The sequence below is a fragment of the Sulfurivermis fontis genome, assembly GCF_004001245.1.
GTDB classification, from domain to species: Bacteria; Pseudomonadota; Gammaproteobacteria; order Thiohalomonadales; family Thiohalomonadaceae; genus Sulfurivermis; species Sulfurivermis fontis.
Genome location: NZ_AP018724.1, coordinates 150,530 through 167,501 on the forward strand (window position 1 = coordinate 150,530; position 16,972 = coordinate 167,501).

The 16,972-nt window shown below is 64.5% G+C and carries 11 protein-coding genes and 1 pseudogene; 7 read left to right on the top strand and 5 right to left on the bottom strand.

The genetic code is table 11. From position 1 onward, the window contains the following. Positions 1 to 94 precede the first annotated feature (94 nt). A complete protein-coding gene (locus EP379_RS00780; protein ID WP_127474776.1) occupies positions 95 to 2,497 on the bottom strand; it encodes a M48 family metalloprotease in 2,403 nt (800 codons plus the stop codon). Positions 2,498 to 2,649: 152 nt separating this feature from the next. Between EP379_RS00780 and metH the strand changes: the two genes are divergently transcribed. From metH to EP379_RS00795, 3 genes and pseudogenes are all read left to right on the top strand, one after another. Continuing rightward, positions 2,650 to 6,435: a methionine synthase gene (gene metH, locus EP379_RS00785; RefSeq protein WP_127474778.1), complete on the top strand. Its 3,786-nt coding sequence runs from the start codon at positions 2,650 to 2,652 to the stop codon at positions 6,433 to 6,435. A 105-nt stretch (positions 6,436 to 6,540) separates the two neighbouring features. Beyond that, positions 6,541 to 6,825 (top strand): nucleotidyltransferase family protein, encoded by a 285-nt coding sequence (locus EP379_RS00790; protein ID WP_127474780.1) that lies wholly within the window; start codon positions 6,541 to 6,543, stop codon positions 6,823 to 6,825. Between the two features lie 35 nt (positions 6,826 to 6,860). Continuing rightward, a pseudogene (locus EP379_RS00795) lies at positions 6,861 to 7,134 on the top strand (HepT-like ribonuclease domain-containing protein). 2 nt (positions 7,135 to 7,136) lie between these two features. Here the strand turns inward: EP379_RS00795 and EP379_RS00800 are convergent. Both EP379_RS00800 and EP379_RS00805 read right to left on the bottom strand, forming a co-directional pair. Next, positions 7,137 to 8,237 (bottom strand): BsuBI/PstI family type II restriction endonuclease, encoded by a 1,101-nt coding sequence (locus EP379_RS00800; protein ID WP_127474782.1) that lies wholly within the window; start codon positions 8,235 to 8,237, stop codon positions 7,137 to 7,139. Further along, the gene (locus tag EP379_RS00805; RefSeq protein WP_197722829.1) at positions 8,234 to 10,039 is read right to left on the bottom strand and encodes an HsdM family class I SAM-dependent methyltransferase; all 1,806 of its coding nucleotides are present in this window, start codon (positions 10,037 to 10,039) and stop codon (positions 8,234 to 8,236) included. The genes EP379_RS00800 and EP379_RS00805 overlap by 4 nt, the downstream gene beginning before the upstream one ends. Before the next feature lie 394 nt (positions 10,040 to 10,433). On the opposite strand from EP379_RS00805, the gene EP379_RS00810 reads away from it, so the two are divergent. Continuing rightward, the gene (locus tag EP379_RS00810) at positions 10,434 to 12,119 is read left to right on the top strand and encodes an NHL repeat-containing protein (RefSeq protein ID WP_127474784.1); all 1,686 of its coding nucleotides are present in this window, start codon (positions 10,434 to 10,436) and stop codon (positions 12,117 to 12,119) included. Between the two features lie 278 nt (positions 12,120 to 12,397). Then, the gene (locus tag EP379_RS00815) at positions 12,398 to 13,168 is read left to right on the top strand and encodes a TSUP family transporter (protein WP_127474786.1); all 771 of its coding nucleotides are present in this window, start codon (positions 12,398 to 12,400) and stop codon (positions 13,166 to 13,168) included. Positions 13,169 to 13,232: 64 nt separating this feature from the next. Here the strand turns inward: EP379_RS00815 and EP379_RS00820 are convergent, their stop codons facing one another. Next, a complete protein-coding gene (locus EP379_RS00820; protein ID WP_127474788.1) occupies positions 13,233 to 14,147 on the bottom strand; it encodes a Dyp-type peroxidase in 915 nt (304 codons plus the stop codon). Between the two features lie 128 nt (positions 14,148 to 14,275). Here EP379_RS00820 and EP379_RS00825 point away from each other — a divergent pair, with 128 nt between their 5' ends. Further along, positions 14,276 to 14,482 (top strand): hypothetical protein, encoded by a 207-nt coding sequence (locus tag EP379_RS00825; protein ID WP_127474790.1) that lies wholly within the window; start codon positions 14,276 to 14,278, stop codon positions 14,480 to 14,482. Here EP379_RS00825 and EP379_RS00830 read toward each other — a convergent pair. Beyond that, positions 14,463 to 15,866 (bottom strand): sodium/proline symporter, encoded by a 1,404-nt coding sequence (locus tag EP379_RS00830; RefSeq protein WP_127474792.1) that lies wholly within the window; start codon positions 15,864 to 15,866, stop codon positions 14,463 to 14,465. The two genes, EP379_RS00825 and EP379_RS00830, sit on opposite strands and share 20 nt — an antisense overlap. A gap of 627 nt (positions 15,867 to 16,493) precedes the next feature. Between EP379_RS00830 and EP379_RS00835 the strand changes: the two genes are divergently transcribed. Then, entirely contained in the window at positions 16,494 to 16,928 is a 435-nt protein-coding gene (locus EP379_RS00835) for a rhodanese-like domain-containing protein (RefSeq protein ID WP_127474794.1), read from the top strand. Positions 16,929 to 16,972 lie beyond the last annotated feature (44 nt).

Sequence of the window (16,972 nt, forward strand, 5' to 3'; positions counted from 1 at the left end):
GTAGTTGGCAGAAGAGCTGTCGCGGGTGCTGCGGGAGAAGCCGCAGTGGCTGCGGTAGGGGACACACGGGGCCGGACGGACGCCCGGCCCGGACTCAGGCGGTTGATGCCTTGAGGGCGAAGGCCTTTTCCACTTGCAGGGCGATGGCGCAAAGACGGCCGACCACCAGCCGCTGTAGCAGCGCCAGGTTCTGGAAGGTATCGATGCCGCGGTCGAGGGCGGCCGTGGCGTCGCCCGCGGGCAGGGCGTTGCGCAGCACCCAGTCCATCACGTTGCGGTACTTGTGCGGCGAGGGGAAGGGGAAGGGCACGCTGCGCAGGATTACCTCGATGTTTTGCAGGCTGCGGTTGACGTCGTCGGTCTTCTCGACGATGAGGTCGCGCAGTTTGCGCTTGGCGCGCGGCGAGTCGTGGCTGAGCAGCGACTCCAACAGCAAGGTGTGCAGGCGTAGTTCGCGCAGATGCGGATAGACGTGCTCGATGCGCGCGCCGGCCTTGACCACCAGCGCCTCCGCCTCGGCGTGCAGTTGCGCGCCGTTGACGATGCGCGCCTGGCCTTCGGGGATGGTGAGCAGGGCCAGAGTGGCGGCGAGGCGGCCGATGTACGGCGTCACGGCCTTGCTGGCGTCCTCCAGCGCGGCCTCGTATTTCGCCTCGTATTCGCGGCAGGTTGCGAAGATCTCCTCCTGCTGTTTTTTCAGCAGCGGCAGTTCCCCCAGGTAGCTGCCGTAGCCGGCGCGATGCATCACCTCGCGGTTGCTGACGGTGACGAGATCGTCGTCGCACTGATGCAACGCGGTCATCACGGCCCGCGCCTTGCTGCGCTCCTTTTCCATCAGCGCCATGGACAGCATCCAGTGCTGGATGGCGGTGTCGGTATCGAGGGGCATCTGGCTGAAGCGGGTTTCGAAACCGAGCGGCGTGAAATCGGCATAGAGGGCGCCGAAGTAGCAGTCGATGATGTGGTTGGCCTCGTATTCCTGGCTGCCCTTGGGCGGGGTGCGAATCAGATCCTTGGTGGTGACCGGCAGGCGCAGGTGCTGGTGGTAATAGCGCATGGTGATGCTGTGCATCAGCTTGCCGAAGCGGCGGAACAGCAGCGCGCTGTCGCTGGTGCAGCGGTAGCGGCCCTCTTCCTGCTGGATGTCGAGCCAGGCCAGGCGCTGGCCGTCGCCGGCCTGCAGGGCGCGGGTCTGGGCGATGTGCCGGGCCTGGCGTTGGCGCAGGTGTTCGTGCACGTCGGCGGGCAGGTAGGAGGCCTGTGCCACCACCGCCATGGCGATGTTGTCCGGCAGCTCGCCGCGATCGCGCCACATGCGTGTCAGGGTGGGGATGGTCTTTTGTGCGGCATAGGCCAGCACGCGGCTCTGCTCCAGCATGTGGCGGAAGTCGGCGTTGCCGGCCAGATGGCGTGCCGCGGCATCGGCGCGGGTGATGCGGCGCTGGAACAGGCGGCGGGCCAGCAGGTGAGTGAGCCACAGGTTCAGACGCAGGGGCAGGCGTGACCAGGCGATGAGACGTTGCAGGCTGTCATACAGCGGTGCCGCGTGTCTGGCCTTGGCGCGCAGGCGTTCCAGGCGGCGGTCGATGGCGTCGGGCTGGTGCAGGGCGCGGTGCATCCAGTCGTTGAGGCGCTCGATGAGGCGCACGGTGCGCGGCGCCTCGCACGGTGCCCAGCCGTGCATGGCCTGGGCGATGGCGGCGGCCAACTGGCGCACATTGAGGCTGACGAGCAAGGGCATGCCCAGCGTCAGCACGGTCTGTCCCTTGAGCAGCCCGTCGCCCAGATCTTCCCGGAACCGCATCTCCAGCGCGGCGTCATGGCTGAGCTGGATTTCGGCCGGCGGCGGCACCGATATCTGGTCGCAGACGTCCTCCACGAAGGCGAACAGGTCCGGTTCCTGTTCCGCGGCCAGCGTGACGCGGGGATGGCGGCGCACGTGCAGCACCAGCAGCGGCTTGAGTAGCAGCGCGGTGAGCAGCAGGCCGAAGCAGAGTAGAAAGGCGTAGGCGGCCGCCGCCACCGGGGCATAGGGGATGAGGGAAAACATCCAGCCGACCAGCAGGTCCGGATGGAGCAGGGTCACCAGCAGGGCGCCGGTGACGGCCAGCCAGGTCAGTACCATGCCCAGTTCGGTGGCGGCGACGAACCACAGGGCCGGCCGATAGAGCCAGGCGATCCTCCAGGGCTTGAGCGGCGGCAGGCTGGGTGCCGTCACCTTCTGCACCGCCCCGGCGCTGGCCTTGCGCCGGGCCTTGTCCTCCGGCCGTTCCACCAGGGTGACCAGGCCGGCACGGGCGAACATCCGCACGTAGCGCGTGGCGCGTTCCAACGAGTCGGTGCGCTTGAGCACCTGTTTTTCGCCGGAGAAGAAGGCCTCGATTTTCTCCGGGCTGAGGCCGAGCTGGCTGGCCAGGCCGCGCTTGACCTCGGCCGGATCGAAGCCATCGAGCAGGCGGCCGGAAAAAACGACGCGATAGGTGTGGCTGTTGTCCATGTGCGGTACCGATTCCTTCCGTCAGCAGGGGCACACATACTAGCGACAGTGAGGCCAGCATACTGCCGACACGGTCAAACTTGCACCCCGTGCCGCCGCCACCCCGTGATAGAATCGCGCATCCTTTCAGTAAGATATAGCGCGAATTCCCCATGTCCCATACCTATTCCGGCGTACGCAGCGCCCAGCTCGTCCAATCCCTCAGGGAACGCATCCTGATCCTGGATGGCGCCACCGGCACCATGATCCAGACCTACAAGCTGGGCGAGGCCGACTATCGCGGCGAGCGTTTCAAGGACTGGCCTGCCGATCTCAAGGGCAACAACGACCTGTTGGTGCTGACCCGGCCGGACATCGTGCAGGCCATCCACCGCCAGTATTTCGAGGCCGGCGCCGACATCGTCGAGACCAACACCTTCAACGCCAATGCCGTGTCCATGGAGGACTACGGCATGCAGGCCCTGGTGCACGAGCTGAATTTCGAGGGTGCGCGCCTGGCGCGCGAGATCGCCGACGAGTTCGAGCGCCGCGACGGCAAGCCGCGTTATGTGGCCGGCGTGCTCGGCCCCACCGGCAAGACCGCCTCCATCTCCCCCGACGTCAACAACCCCGGCTACCGCGCCATCGGTTTCGACGACCTGGCGGCGGCCTATCTGGAGGCCACCCATGGCCTGGTGCAGGGCGGCGCCGACATCATCCTCATCGAGACCATCTTCGACACCCTCAATGCCAAGGCGGCCGTCTTTGCTGTCGAGACCTATTTCGAGCAGCACGACATCCGCCTGCCGGTGATGATCTCCGGCACCATCACCGACGCCTCCGGCCGCACCCTCACCGGCCAGCTCACCGAGGCCTTCTACAACTCCCTGCGCCACGCCAAGCCGATCACCATCGGCCTCAACTGCGCGCTGGGCGCCAGGGAGCTGCGCCAGTACGTGGAGGAGATGGCGCGCATCGCCGAATGCGGCGTCAGCGCCCATCCCAACGCCGGCCTGCCCAATCCGCTCTCGCCCACCGGCTATGACGAGACGCCCGAACAGATCGCTTCCGAGATCAGCGAATGGGGCCGCGCCGGTTTCCTCAACATCGTCGGCGGCTGCTGCGGCACCACGCCGCCGCACATCCGGGCCATCGCCGCGGCCATGCAGGGCATGCAGCCGCGTGCCTTGCCGCAGATCGAACCGGCCTGCCGCCTGTCCGGGCTGGAGCCGCTCAACATCGGCAAGGATTCACTGTTCGTCAATGTCGGCGAGCGCGCCAACGTCGCCGGTTCGGCCAAGTTCAAGAAGCTGGTGCTGGAAGGCAAGTACAGCGAGGCGCTGGATATCTGCCGCGAGCAGGTGGAGAACGGCGCGCAGGTGATCGACATCAACATGGACGACGCCATGCTGGACGGCAAGAGCGCGATGGTCACCTTCCTCAATCTCATCGCCTCCGAGCCGGACATCGCCCGCGTGCCGGTGATGATCGACTCCTCCAAGTGGGAGATCATCGAGGCCGGCCTCAAGTGCGTGCAGGGCAAGGGTATCGTCAACTCCATCTCCCTCAAGGAGGGCGAGGCCGCCTTCATCGAGCACGCGCAGAAGCTGCGCAAGTACGGCGCCGCGGTGGTGGTGATGGCCTTCGACGAAAAGGGCCAGGCCGACACCTATCAGCGCAAGATCGATATCTGTCGGCGTTCCTACGACATCCTGGTGAACCGCGTCGGCTTCCCGGCGGAAGACATCATCTTCGATCCGAACATCTTCGCCATCGCCACCGGCATCGAGGAGCACAACAATTACGCGGTGGACTTCATCGAGGCCACGCGCTGGATTAAAGAAAATCTGCCGCATGCCATGGTATCTGGCGGCGTGTCCAACGTGTCGTTCTCCTTCCGCGGCAACAACCCGGTGCGCGAGGCGATCCACTCGGTATTCCTCTATCACGCCATCCACGCCGGCATGACCATGGGCATCGTCAATGCCGGCATGCTGGCGGTGTACCAGGACCTGCCGGAGGAACTGCGCCAGGCGGTGGAGGACGTGGTGCTGAATCGTGACCCCGGCGCCACCGATCGCCTGCTGGAGATTGCGCCCAGGTACAACACCGGCGCCGCCACCGTGGAGAAGCAGGCCGAGGAGTGGCGCAGCTGGCCGGTGGCCAAGCGTCTGGAACATGCCCTGGTGAAGGGCATCGACACCTACGTGGAGCAGGACACCGAGGAGGCACGCCGGCAGTTCGCCCGCCCCATCGAGGTCATCGAAGGGCCGCTGATGGACGGCATGAACGTGGTGGGTGACCTGTTCGGCGACGGCAAGATGTTCCTGCCCCAGGTGGTGAAGAGCGCGCGCGTGATGAAGAAGGCGGTGGCCTATCTGCTGCCCTACATCGAGGCGGAGAAGACGGCCGACAGCCGTGCCGCCGGCCGCATCTTGATGGCCACGGTGAAGGGCGACGTGCATGACATCGGCAAGAACATCGTCGGCGTAGTGTTGCAGTGCAACAACTTCGAGGTCATCGACCTGGGCGTGATGGTCCCCACGGCGACCATTCTGGAAGAGGCACAGAAACACAATGCCGACATCATCGGCCTGTCGGGGCTCATCACCCCGTCGCTGGAAGAGATGGCGCACGTGGCGAAAGAGATGCAGCGCCTGGGGCTGAAGCAGCCGCTGCTCATCGGCGGCGCCACCACCTCCAAGGCGCACACCGCGGTGAAGATCGAGCCCAATTACGACGGCGCCGTGGTATGGGTGAAGGATGCCAGCCGCGCCGTCGGCGTGGCGCAAAATCTGATTTCCGAGAGCGGCGGCCGCGCTGCCTACGTGGCGCAGCTGCGCGCCGAGTATGCCCAGGTGCGCGAGGACTATCTCGGCCGGCAGAAGGAGGCAAAGTATCTGACCCTGGTCGAGGCGCGCGCCAACAAACTGCAACTGGACTGGGAGCACTACACACCGCCCAAGCCGAACGACCTGCTGGTGCAGGTGTTCGACGACATGCCGCTGGAGTTCCTCGTCCCCTACATCGACTGGACGCCGTTCTTCCACGCCTGGGAGATGAAGGGCAGCTATCCGCGGATCCTCGATGACGCCGACAAGGGCGAGGAGGCGCGCAAGCTGTTTGCCGACGCGCAGGCCATGCTGCAGCAGATCATCGGCGAGAAGTGGCTCAAGGCCCGCGCCGTAATCGGTCTGTTCCCGGCCAACAGCGTGGGCGACGACATCGAGGTGTACACCGACAACAGCCGCAAGAAGGTGCGCACCACCCTGCACCACCTGCGCCAGCAGACGGTGAGGCCGGCGGGCAAGGCCAACCTGTGCCTGGCCGACTTCGTCGCCCCCAAGGCGAGCGGCAAGAAGGACTACATCGGCGCCTTCGTGGTCACTGCCGGCATCGGCATCGACGCCCACGTGCGGCGTTTCGAACAGGCCCATGACGACTACCACGCCATCCTGCTCAAGGCCCTGGCCGATCGCCTGGCCGAGGCCTTTGCCGAGCACATGCATGATCGCGTGCGTCATCTGAACTGGGGCTACGAGATCAGCGGCCAGATGACCACTGCGCGCAGCCGCACCAGGGGCGGTGAGGCCAGGGGGCGCTGGACGCCGCGCAACGGTCTCGACAACAAGCACTTCGACAACGACGTGCTGGTGAACGAAAAGTATCAGGGCATCCGCCCGGCACCGGGTTACCCCGCCTGCCCCGATCACACCGAGAAGGACCTGCTTTGGCAGTTGCTCGACGTCGAGAATAATACCGGCGTGCGCCTTACCGAAACCAAGGCCATGGTCCCCACCGCCTCGGTGAGCGGCTGGTACTTCAGCCACCCCGACAGCCGCTACTTCACCGTCGGCAAGATCGACAAGGATCAGGTGGAGGATTACGCGCAGCGCAAGGGCATGAGCATCGAGGAGGCCGAATACTGGCTGGCGCCGACCCTCGGCTACGAACGCTGACGCCTGCCCTCCGCCGCCGCCCGGCGGGGGGCCGATGTCAGGAAAGGCACGGCAGTGCCGGTGTCAGGGCTATACCCGATACCTGGTTAGGTTTATAAATAGGCCATGGACCGTCTGATCGAACAGCATCGCCAGGAAATTCTCAGCCTCGCCGCCCGGCGTGGGGCAAAGCTGGTGCGCGTATTTGGTTCCATGGCGAAGGATCGTGCCCGCCCCGATAGCGATGTCGATCTGCTGGTCGAGATGGAACCGGGCAAGAGCGCCTTTGCCCTGGGCGCCTTGCTGCTCGACCTGGAAGGCCTGCTCGGACGCAAGGTCGATCTGGTCACCCCGGCGGCATTGCATCCGAAGATTCGTGATCAGGTGCTCAGGGAAGCCATTGAGCTATGACGCCTGATGACAAGGACCGTCTTTACGCAGAATACATGCTGGAGTGTATTGCGCGCGTTCGTGCCTATACACAGGATGGCAAGGCCGTCTTTCTTGCTTCTACCCTGATTCAGGATGCCGTGCTGCGCAATCTGCAGATCATGGCCGAATCCAGCCAGCGCCTGTCAGACAGTCTCAAAACAGCTTTTCCGCACATCAACTGGCGCCGGCTTTCGCAACGTGGTAGTGCATGACTACCTGGGCGTTGATGCCGAGCTGATTTGGGCGGTTGTAGAACAGGAATTGCCGGCATTGTGCGTGCTTGTTTGAAGTCAATCGACATTCAAGTTCAGTATGTCCTGCAGGCGTACCGGGTTTCTACAAAAGTCATGCATACCAAGCAGCTTGTCGGGTTCAGACATAAACCATGCAAAGCTACCCCACGCCAATGATGGGACGGTCTTCTTGAGGGCTGTTGTGTCCCGATCTGCATAGGCGGTAACAAAGGCCACACGTCGGCGATCGAATCCGGCTTTGTCGGTCAACAAGTGCAGTGCGTCGCGGCGACGTTCTGTTATTGGGCCATCGGTGGCAACCACCTCTACGAATACCAGCAGCGGCTTTTCATCGGCCAAGTCTACCAAGATGATGTCGGGGAGATTTTTGTCTACCTCGATATGCAGGCCGATGGCCCGTGCCAATTCTTCATCGCGTGTTACCACCTTGTTTCCGCTCTCACTAAGCCACAGAACTGCCGGATCGGTCAGGAAGGTGTGGGCGAAAGTCTCGATTACCGCCTTTGAGATGACTGAACTTGGGCCGGCTATGAGGCGACGAGTCTCCTGGTTAGGGAAAGTAACTAGTACGCCGTCCTTGGAGGCGGCCGCACCACGGCTTCGTATGGCTATGCGCGCCAAGACTTCCCGATTCAGATTATGTTTTCTCCAATCGGCGATACGTTGGTTCAGCTCATCACCTGTCAGGTCGGGGTCAAACAGCGCGGCCAGGTCGGCCTTGAGCGTATAGCGCGGTTTGCTCGATGTGGTGGGCAGGTCGCTGCGAGAGTAGGCCGCCCCTATGGCTAGCAGGCCCTCGCGCAGGGTTTCGTCGCGGATGGGTTCGCGGGTGTTGTCGGCATACCAGCGTGTGCCTGGCGGCCGGTATCCAGGCTTCATGGCATCGGCGGCGTAGCTATATCGTGCTTCATCGTCGGACTGCCCGGCGATTTCATCGGTCATCAGATAAACGTGCTTCGGGCCGAGGTAGACGTCGCCGCCCTCGATGGCGCCGATATAGAGCATGGTGAAGATGGTGCTGGCGGCAAGATCGCGGATGCAGTAGTTACGGTTGGATGTGCCTTCCGGAAAGATTAACGGCAGCCGTTCCGCCACCAGGGCTTTGGGCGTGTAGGGGGGAAGCGGCGTTTTCGTCATGCAGTATCCAATCCATAGAGCCGGGCGCATTCGGCATCGATGGCCTCTGGCCCGGCGTTGCTGCGCACAAGCTTGTCGAGGCGCTTGAGGCTGGCTGGCGGAGGCAGGGGCAGCGATTCAAGTTCATAGGCGGAGACAGCGACGCTTCCGCTAAGACAGCGGAACACGGAATCCACGACCATACTGTCGAGTAATGCCCGCAGTGTCGCCTGTGACACTGCGGGCTTGTCGTCCAGTGGGCGCACCATGTTCAGGTGATTCTCGACCACGGCACCGCCATGCTGCTCGATGAATTCCAAGGGAAGCTCGGCGGTGATCAGGCGGCGCTTCTGCTCCTTGGAGGTGGTGCGCTGCAGCAGGATGCAGGGTGCGGTGACGATTAGCCAGTCGTCGCCCCGGCGCGGCTCAAAATAGGGCTGGTGGCCGCGTTTCTCGGCGCGGAACAGGAAACGCCCGTCGCTGGTGACGGCCTCGGCCCAGATCAGCGGCAGGCGTCCCTTGCCGGCGGTGCTGTACAACTGGTCCTTGTGGCGGTTCCACACCAGCGGGCCGGTGCTCACGCCGTAGCCGTAGTCGCGCAGGCGGTGCGTCAGTGTGTTGACGTGGGCCATGTGTACCGATTGATGGCCGCTGCGCGGAATGATCCATGGCGTCGAGCCGTCCAGCGGGAGCTGGAATTTGCCCACGCTTTCGATGCGCAGCTTATCTGCTGAGATTGGTGTCAGGGTATGGACGGTCGCCAATTTGCGCTTACCGTTCTTCCGATAGCAGGCCAGCAGGGTTTCCTGCAGAACGCTGTCGAAGACCCCTTTGCGTTCAGTCACAAAGTCGATGCTCGTAGGCGCGGTCTCGCTAGCCAGCAGGGCACGTAGGTTTTTGAAGTATCTGCCAGCTAGAAAGGAGGTAGGCGTGACATAGGCCACCACACCGTTTTTGCGCGTGTGGTGCAGCGCGAGGTCGGTGAAGAGGCCGTACAGGTTGGCATGGCCGTAGATGCTGCGCTTGTAGCGCTCGCGTTGTTGCACGTCGAGTTTTACGCGCCCGTAGGGCGGATTGCCGACGACGAGATCGAAGCCTTCCGCGGGCGGGGTTTGTTCCAGCGCATCGCAAACCTTTACTTGGACCGGCACCGGGCGACGCGCCTTCTTGCTGACCGGCAACAGAACGGCATCAAGCGCCAGTTGTGACAGCCAGGCGGAAAACGGATCGATTTCGTAGCCGTGCAGGCGAGTGGCGATGTTTTTCAGCAGGAGCGCCGGGGAACACTGCCCAGCGGCATCCTTCATGCGGCGCGCCACCGGTGCCAAGAAGGCCCCTCCACCACATGCAGGGTCCAGGGCTCGGCAGGTGGACCAATCGACGCCGGCCTGCGTTGCCTGATCCAGCAGCCGTTCGGCGAGAACGGGAGGCGTGTAATAGACGCCATAGGCGGAGCGCCACTCATCGGGCAGCATCACGTTATAGGTCAATCCGAGTTCGTAAATGGCTTGCTCCGGTGGCAACTGCGCGGCCATAGTGCCCATGCGGTCAGCTAAGGGCAGAGCCTGTTCCGGCATCTTGACGGTTGGTATTGCCGAGAAGAGCGTGCGCACGGGAGATGGGCCGCCGATGGCTTGCCAATAGAACGCGGCGGCGTGGTAGCAAAACAGGCGGGCTAGAGAGAGTCGCTCGGCGGATGTTGCGGTGGCAACAGCCAAGCTGCGTGCCATGATGCGGCCGGATGACAGAGTCTCTTTAAGCATGTCGGGCTCGCCAGGAAACAGCGACGGTTGTATGAGGTCGGAAATGAGCGATCTGTTCATCCCGGAAGCCTCCCTGCGGACGGGTTGGTACTATCAACAGATGCTGATCATTAATACACTACTCGGCCCACAAACGCCACCTGCACTGAGGAAGATCGAACAGACGTTTGTTTCAAACGGGTGTCCGTCAGCCAGGATGCACGATACCGCCGTAGTTTGGCGCCAGTTTAGCGTTTTTGGGTCGATAGCGGCACCATCGTTGGTATGCTGGATATCTTGCTATCAGCAAAAGATTTCAGTGCATTGTTTTATAAGGGATCTTTCGCACAGGGTTCCTCCATGTCCTGAATGCTATGGCAGTTCAGATTGTCCAGTCGGCTGCAAGACTATTAGAGTACGGGCCTGCCCGTCCTGCGGGCATTACTGAAAGGCCAACTGATGAGGAACGGACGCCATGATCGAACTCTCCCCCAGCCGCAGCGCCAATATCCTCGCCGTCGCCGCGATCCTCGGCATCCTGGGCACCTTTGCGCTGGTCTGGCAGGCGGGCGAGGGGGTCGGCGCGACGGCGGGGCCGAGCGTGCTGGCGACGGCGGAGGACGCGGTGTATTTCATTGCCGGCGGCACGCTGTATCACGCCGACGGCAATGGCGCGCTGCAGGATGCGGCGACGCTGGCGTCGCTCGACCTGCCGGCGGCGGTGTCGCATCTGGCGGTGATGCCCGACGCGCTGCTGGTGGCGGAGGGACGGCGCGGCACCGTGCAGCGCTGCGATCTGCCGCGGCGCACCTGCGTCGAGCTGGCGCGCATCCCGCTGCCGCCCGAGGGTGCGACGCTGGCGCTGGCCCATGCGCCGCAGGAGGCGCGCTTCTACGTGGCGGACAGCGCTCGCCATGAACTGCATGCCTGGGGTCTGGACGGCAAACACCAGTACCGCCTGACCATCGCGGGCGGCCTGAAATATCCCAACGACCTCGCCTGGCTCGGCGCGGGCCAACTGCTGATCGCCGACACCAATCATCACCGCGTCCTCGTCATCGAGGACCAGGGCCGGGGACGTAGCCGCGTGGTGCAGCAGGTGGAGGCGGACAACCCGCTCGGTTCCTCCGGCAATACCTGGCCGACGGCGGCGGCGCGCGATGGCGCAGGCCGCGTCTGGGCGGTCAACAGCAACGGCCTGCTGCAGAACGGCGAGATCATCGTGTTCGATGTCGCCGGCACGGCACGGCAGCGCATCGCGCTGGCCGGCGCCGCCGATCCCATCGCGCTGGCGCCGCTGCCGCAGGCCATGCTGGTGCTCGATCATGATCATTACCGCCTGCAGGCCGTCAGCCTGGAGGATTTTTCCGTGCGCGACTTTGGCGATGACGCCGTGCAGGGTGCCCTGCGCGCCCTGCAGGCGCGCCGCGGCCACTGGCAGCAGATACGCTATTTCAGCATCGGCATGATGGTGCTGTTCGGCGTGCTCGGCGCGCTGGCCGGCTATCTCGATTGGCAGGCGCGCAGGCGCCTGGTGCCGGGCGAGCGCCGTCCCGGCGTGGTGCAGCATCCGGCGGATGTCGCGCGCCAGGTGCAGACCGCGGCCGCGTCGCTGCGCCTGCGTTCCGATGCACAGGGTGTCACCTGGCTGGCGGTGAATCCGAAATTCCTGCGCCTGATGCGCCTGTTGCTGCTGGCGATCGGCGTGTTGTTCGGGCTGATTGTGCTGCTATTCCATTCCGCCGGCAGCCGGCTGTCGTGGGAATTCATCTCGCTGCTCGGCGCGGTGTCGGCGGCGGTGATGGCCGCCGCCTTCTGGGCGCAATACCGCATGCAGCGCATGCGTATCGGCACCGACGGCACGGTGATCCACGTGGTGGACATCCTCGGGCGCCAGGGCCAAGGCACGCCGGAGGAGTTCGTGCAGACCGGCCGGCGCCTGCTGCTCGGCCGCGTGGCGGTGCCATTGCCCAATCCGGCGGCGGCGGTGTTCGACAAGGACGCCTTCGACGCGCTGTTCGGTCCGCTGCTGGAGCGCGTGCCGCGCAGCAACGAATTCGCCATTCTGTGGCGCGACCTGCGCCGCGGCGATCCGCTGACCTGGGGCAGTCTGGTGGCCGTGATCGTGTTCATCGCGCTGCGTGTGTGGTTCGAGTTTTAGGGAAGCTCTGAATAAGTTCAGAGCTTCCGCGGCACAGGGATGTGCCGCCATTTTTCAACGACGATAAGTCGTCGAAAAATGAAGCCAAGCGAAAATCACACTTTTCGCTTGGCGTGGTTTTGTCCACGGATGGACTTATGTCGCGCAGCCCAGGGAGGGGCGGGAGCGACCTGAAAAGTCCAGGATGGAGTTATTCAGACCTTCCTTAGGATGGGTCTGGCGCTGCGTGCCCGGCATGGCGCCGGCGTGTGCAATAAGCCGTAGCGGCGCGGAAACTCATGGAACTGCTCTCGCCCGAAATCCTGCTGTTGCTGACGCTGGTGGCCTTCATCGCCGGTTTCGTCGATGCCATTGCCGGCGGCGGCGGCCTGCTCACCGTGCCGGCGCTGCTGGCCGCCGGTCTGCCGCCGGCGCAGGCGCTGGCCACCAACAAGCTGCAGGGGAGTTTCGGCAGCCTCGCCGCGGCGCTGCATTTCGTGCGCGCAGGTTATGTCACCTGGCGCGAGATGCGCCTGGCCATCGTCTGCACCTTCGTCGGCGCAGCGGCCGGGGCACTGGCGGTGCAGGTGCTGGAGCGCGATGTGCTGGGACGCGTGGTGCCTGTCCTGCTGATTTTCGCCACGCTGTATTTCGTGTTCTCGCCGCGGGTGAGCGACGTGCACGGTGCGCGCCGCATCGGCGATGGTGTGTTTGCGCTGCTGATCGGTACCTGCGTCGGGTTTTACGACGGCTTCTTCGGCCCGGGCACCGGCTCGTTCTTCGTGCTCGCCTTCATCGCCCTGCTCGGCCTGTCGGCCCGTGTCGCCACGGCGCGCACCAAGATCCTCAACTTCACCAGCAATTTCGCCGCGCTGCTGCTGTTCGTCCTCGGCGGCAAGGTGCTGTGGACCGTGGGCCTGCCCATGGCGGCGGGGCAATTCATCGGCGGCCGTCTCGGCGCCGGCGTGGTGATCGGTGCCGGGGCGCGGGTAGTGAAGCCGATGCTGGTGGCGGTGTCGCTGCTGCTGACCCTGAAGGTGGCGCTGGAGAGCGGCGGCCGCCTCTGGTAGGCGCCGAGTCCGATCGGCGCATGCAGCGCCCGACCCGGCACCTGTTCGCCCACGGAGTGGACTCCTACAGGGTACGCAGCCGCTCCACCGACGGCGCGAAGAAATATCCGCCGCTCACCGCCTCGGTGAATTCCATCAAGCGGTCATGCAGGCCGTCGCCGCTCAGGCCGAACATGCGTTGCAGCATCTTGTCGTAGATGGTCAGGTCGCGGGAATAGGCGAGGAAGAACAGGCCGCTTTCGCCGCACACCGCGCCGTAGGGCAGGCTGTGGCGCACGATCTCCAGTTCCTCACCGTCCTCCTCGATCACCACGCGGGCGATGTGCGCGGTCGGCGGCTTCACCGCGTCGTCCAGCTCCACCGAGTCGGGCTTGCTGCGGCCGATGATGCCCTCCTGCTCCCGCTGCGGCATGGCGTTCCAGCGCTCCAGGTGATGCACGTAGCGCTGGGCGATGACATAACTGCCGCCGGCGAACTCGCTGTCCTCGTCACCGATCAGCGCCACCTCGCGCCGCTCCTCCTGCTCCTGCGGATTCTCCGTGCCGTCGATGAAGCCGGTGAGGTCGCGCGCATCGAGATAGCGGAAGGCGGGCGTCTCCTCGGTGCGTTCAATCCAGGGCCTGAGCGGTGTGACGAAGCGGTTGGCCAGCAGGTAGTTGAGGTCGGCGCGCGCCGAGTGCAGGTGCAGCAGCAGATCGCCGCCGGTGGCCGGGGCGCGCAGTGTGCCGCCGTCGAGGGGAGCGAAGGGCTTGAGCAGTTTCGGCCGCGTCCTGCTCAGGCGATCCCACTGCTCTGCGCCGAAGGCCAGCGTGCCGACCAGTTGTGCCGCGGGCGCGATGGAAGAAATTTCTTCCAGCAATGCCGGGAAGGTCGCCGCGGCCCGACGCACGGCCTCATCGGCGCGGGGCTTGAGGTGCAGTACCAGAAACAGGCCGGCGGGGCCGTCCAGGGCGAGGATGGCGGATTGCGGGGTGGGCATGATGGTTTCGTGCGCAGGCAAGGTTGTTTGCAGGAGTCCACGATCGAAGGGAGTGGTTAGCTTACCGGCAGCTTGCGCGATAAAAAACCACTCGCTACGCTGCGGCATCCTCCATGCGGGCTACGACCATGAATTTGCGCCAACTCAATCTTCTGCACGACGACGACCCGGCGGCGATCCGCGCCCTGGCCGGCGAATGCGGCCTCGACCCGGTGCTCGCCATCGGTGTGGCCAAGCTGCTGCTGGCCAATGACGGCAATCTCGCCAGCCTGTCGCCGCAACAGCGGCAGTGCTTCGAGCAGGTGTTGCGGCCGCTTATCGAAAACCGCGGCTGAACGACTTCGCCGCGACGAACACCAGCAGGCCGGCACTGATGCCGGGCGCCACCGCGTACACCGCCGCCGGCCCGTACAGGCTCCAGCCGTACATGGTGAGCACACCGCCGATCAGCATGGCGACGGCCAGCCGTTCACTCACGCGCTGGCCGAGGGCGTAGACCGCAAGCAGCGGCGCGAAGGCGGAGGCCAGCACACCCCAGGCGTCGAGCACCAGGTCGTATACGCTCTTGTGGCCGGACAGGGCGATGGCGAGGGCGCCGAGGGTGACGGCGACGGTGCCCAGCTTGGTGAGCCAGTAGTGATCCTGTTTCTGCCAGTGGAAGTCGCGCGTCAGCGCGGCGGCGCAGCTCAGGATCAGCGAGTCGGCGGTGGACATGGTGGCGGCGAAGATGCCGGCGAGGATCACGCCCACCAGCACCTCGGGCAGCAGTTGCAGCGCCAGCGTCGGCAAGGCCAGTTCGGCGTCGAAGCTCGCCACCTCCGGCAGCAGCAGGCGCGCGCCCATGCCGACGATGATGGCGGCGCTCCAGAACAGGGTGAACCAGCCGTAGTACCAGGCGCGGGCGGCGCGGAGATTTTCTGCATCGTCCAGCGCCATGAAGCGGATCATGATGTGCGGCTGGCCGGCGACGCCGAAGCCGGCGAACAGCCAGCCCGCCACGAACAGCAGCGGGCCGAGCCAGGGACCGTAACCCTCTACCACGGGGAACAATTGCATGTAACCGGGTTCGACCGCATGCAGCCCCGCCACGAAGGCGCTCCAGCCGCCCAGGCTGTCGAGGGCTGCCGCCATGAGCAGGAACATGGCGCCGATCATCACGATGGACTGCGCCGCATCGGTCCAGATGGAGGCGCGGATGCCGCCGGCGAAGGAATACAGCAGCACCATCACCGCCCCCATCACCGCGCCGGCCCAGTGCTCCCACGCGAACAGCACCTGCAGGGCCTTGCTGCCGGCGGAGAGCTGCGCCGCGGCGTAGGTGCCGAGGAACAGCAGGATCATCAGTCCGCTCAGAAAACGCAGCACGCGGTAATTGCCGCCCTGCCAGCGTGACAGCAGGCCGCTGAAGGTATGCACGTCGTGGCGTTCGGTGGCGAGGCGCACCTGGCGGTGGATGAAGCTGGAGGCGATGAAGTCGCCGATGATCCAGCCCAGCATCATCCAGATCGCCGCGAGGCCGGTGAGGTAGGTGTAGCCGATGAGGCCGATGAACATGTAGCCGCTGTTGTTGGTGGCCACCGCCGACAGCGCGGTGAGCCAGGGCGCCACGCTGCGGCCGGCGAGCAGGTAGTCGATGCTGTTGTGCCGGCTGCGGCGCATCGACCACAGGCCGATGGCGACGAAGAACAGCAGAAAGGCGAGAAAGCTGGTGACGATCATGCAGAATCCGCGACACGGTGTGCGCTTCACCCTACACGACACAGGGGCATGGTTCAAACCGACTGCCCGCGCCATGCGCTGCATGGCATGAAACACCTGTAAATTTCAGGGGTTACACATTGTGTTCGTTTCGCTAGGGAAGCTCTGAATAAGTTCAGAGCTTCCGCGGCACAGGGATGTGCCGCCAATTTTCAACGCCGATAACTCGTTGAAAATTGAAGCCAAGCGAAAATCACACGTTTCGCTTGGCGTGGTTTTGTCCACGGATGGACTTATGTCGCGCAGCCCAGGGAGGGGCGGGAGCGACCTGAGAAGTCCAGGATGGACTTATTCAGACCTTCCCTAGATTGCGCGGCCGCCCACGTGGCGACCACCACACACCTCCCTTATCATTGACTGAGAGATTACATTATGGATGCCACCGCCATCGGGGCCGTTCTTTCCGTCGTCGGCTCGATCATCGTGTTCGTGTTTCTCGGCGTGCGGATCACGCGGCTGATGAAGACCTGCAACTCGCAGGACTGAACAGGATGAAGGGGACGCAAGTCCCCTTCTTGTTGTGGGGCGAAGGAACCGATGCCGGCCGGCGCAGTCTCTGGGTTCAACCGCATTGCCGAGGAACATGTCATGAAGCGTTACATCATTGCAGGATGGCTGCTGGCGCTGTGGTTGCCGCTGCAGTCCCTTGCCGCCGGTGCGGTGCTCTCCGCCCCCGAGGCGTTGGCCGCCATGGAGGCCGGCAGGCTGACCCTGGTCGATATCCGCACGCCGCCGGAGTGGCGCCAGACCGGTGTTGCCAGGGGCGCCAGCCGGCTCGACATGCGGCACCCGCAGGGTGGGCAGGGATTCGTCAATGACCTGCTGAAGATGGTCGGTGGCGACAAGAACGCGCCCATCGGCCTCATCTGCCGCACCGGCAACCGCACCACCCAGGTGCAGAAATTCCTGGAGGCGCAGGGTTTCACCAATATCTACAACGTGAAGGAAGGCATGGCCGGCAGCGGTGCCGGTCCGGGCTGGCTGCGCCGCGGCCTGCCGGTGGAGCAGTGCACGCGCTGCTGAATCTTCCTCACGACCTCGCCCGCGAGGAAGAAAGGCGCCGCGCC

Coding starts and splice junctions, on each gene's coding strand:
- EP379_RS00780 (WP_127474776.1), bottom strand. CDS start 2,497: ATGGACAACAGCCACACCTATCGCGTCGTTTTTTCCGGCCGCCTGCTC.
- metH (WP_127474778.1), top strand. CDS start 2,650: ATGTCCCATACCTATTCCGGCGTACGCAGCGCCCAGCTCGTCCAATCC.
- EP379_RS00790 (WP_127474780.1), top strand. CDS start 6,541: ATGGACCGTCTGATCGAACAGCATCGCCAGGAAATTCTCAGCCTCGCC.
- EP379_RS00800 (WP_127474782.1), bottom strand. CDS start 8,237: ATGACGAAAACGCCGCTTCCCCCCTACACGCCCAAAGCCCTGGTGGCG.
- EP379_RS00805 (WP_197722829.1), bottom strand. CDS start 10,039: ATGAACAGATCGCTCATTTCCGACCTCATACAACCGTCGCTGTTTCCT.
- EP379_RS00810 (WP_127474784.1), top strand. CDS start 10,434: ATGATCGAACTCTCCCCCAGCCGCAGCGCCAATATCCTCGCCGTCGCC.
- EP379_RS00815 (WP_127474786.1), top strand. CDS start 12,398: ATGGAACTGCTCTCGCCCGAAATCCTGCTGTTGCTGACGCTGGTGGCC.
- EP379_RS00820 (WP_127474788.1), bottom strand. CDS start 14,147: ATGCCCACCCCGCAATCCGCCATCCTCGCCCTGGACGGCCCCGCCGGC.
- EP379_RS00825 (WP_127474790.1), top strand. CDS start 14,276: ATGAATTTGCGCCAACTCAATCTTCTGCACGACGACGACCCGGCGGCG.
- EP379_RS00830 (WP_127474792.1), bottom strand. CDS start 15,866: ATGATCGTCACCAGCTTTCTCGCCTTTCTGCTGTTCTTCGTCGCCATC.
- EP379_RS00835 (WP_127474794.1), top strand. CDS start 16,494: ATGAAGCGTTACATCATTGCAGGATGGCTGCTGGCGCTGTGGTTGCCG.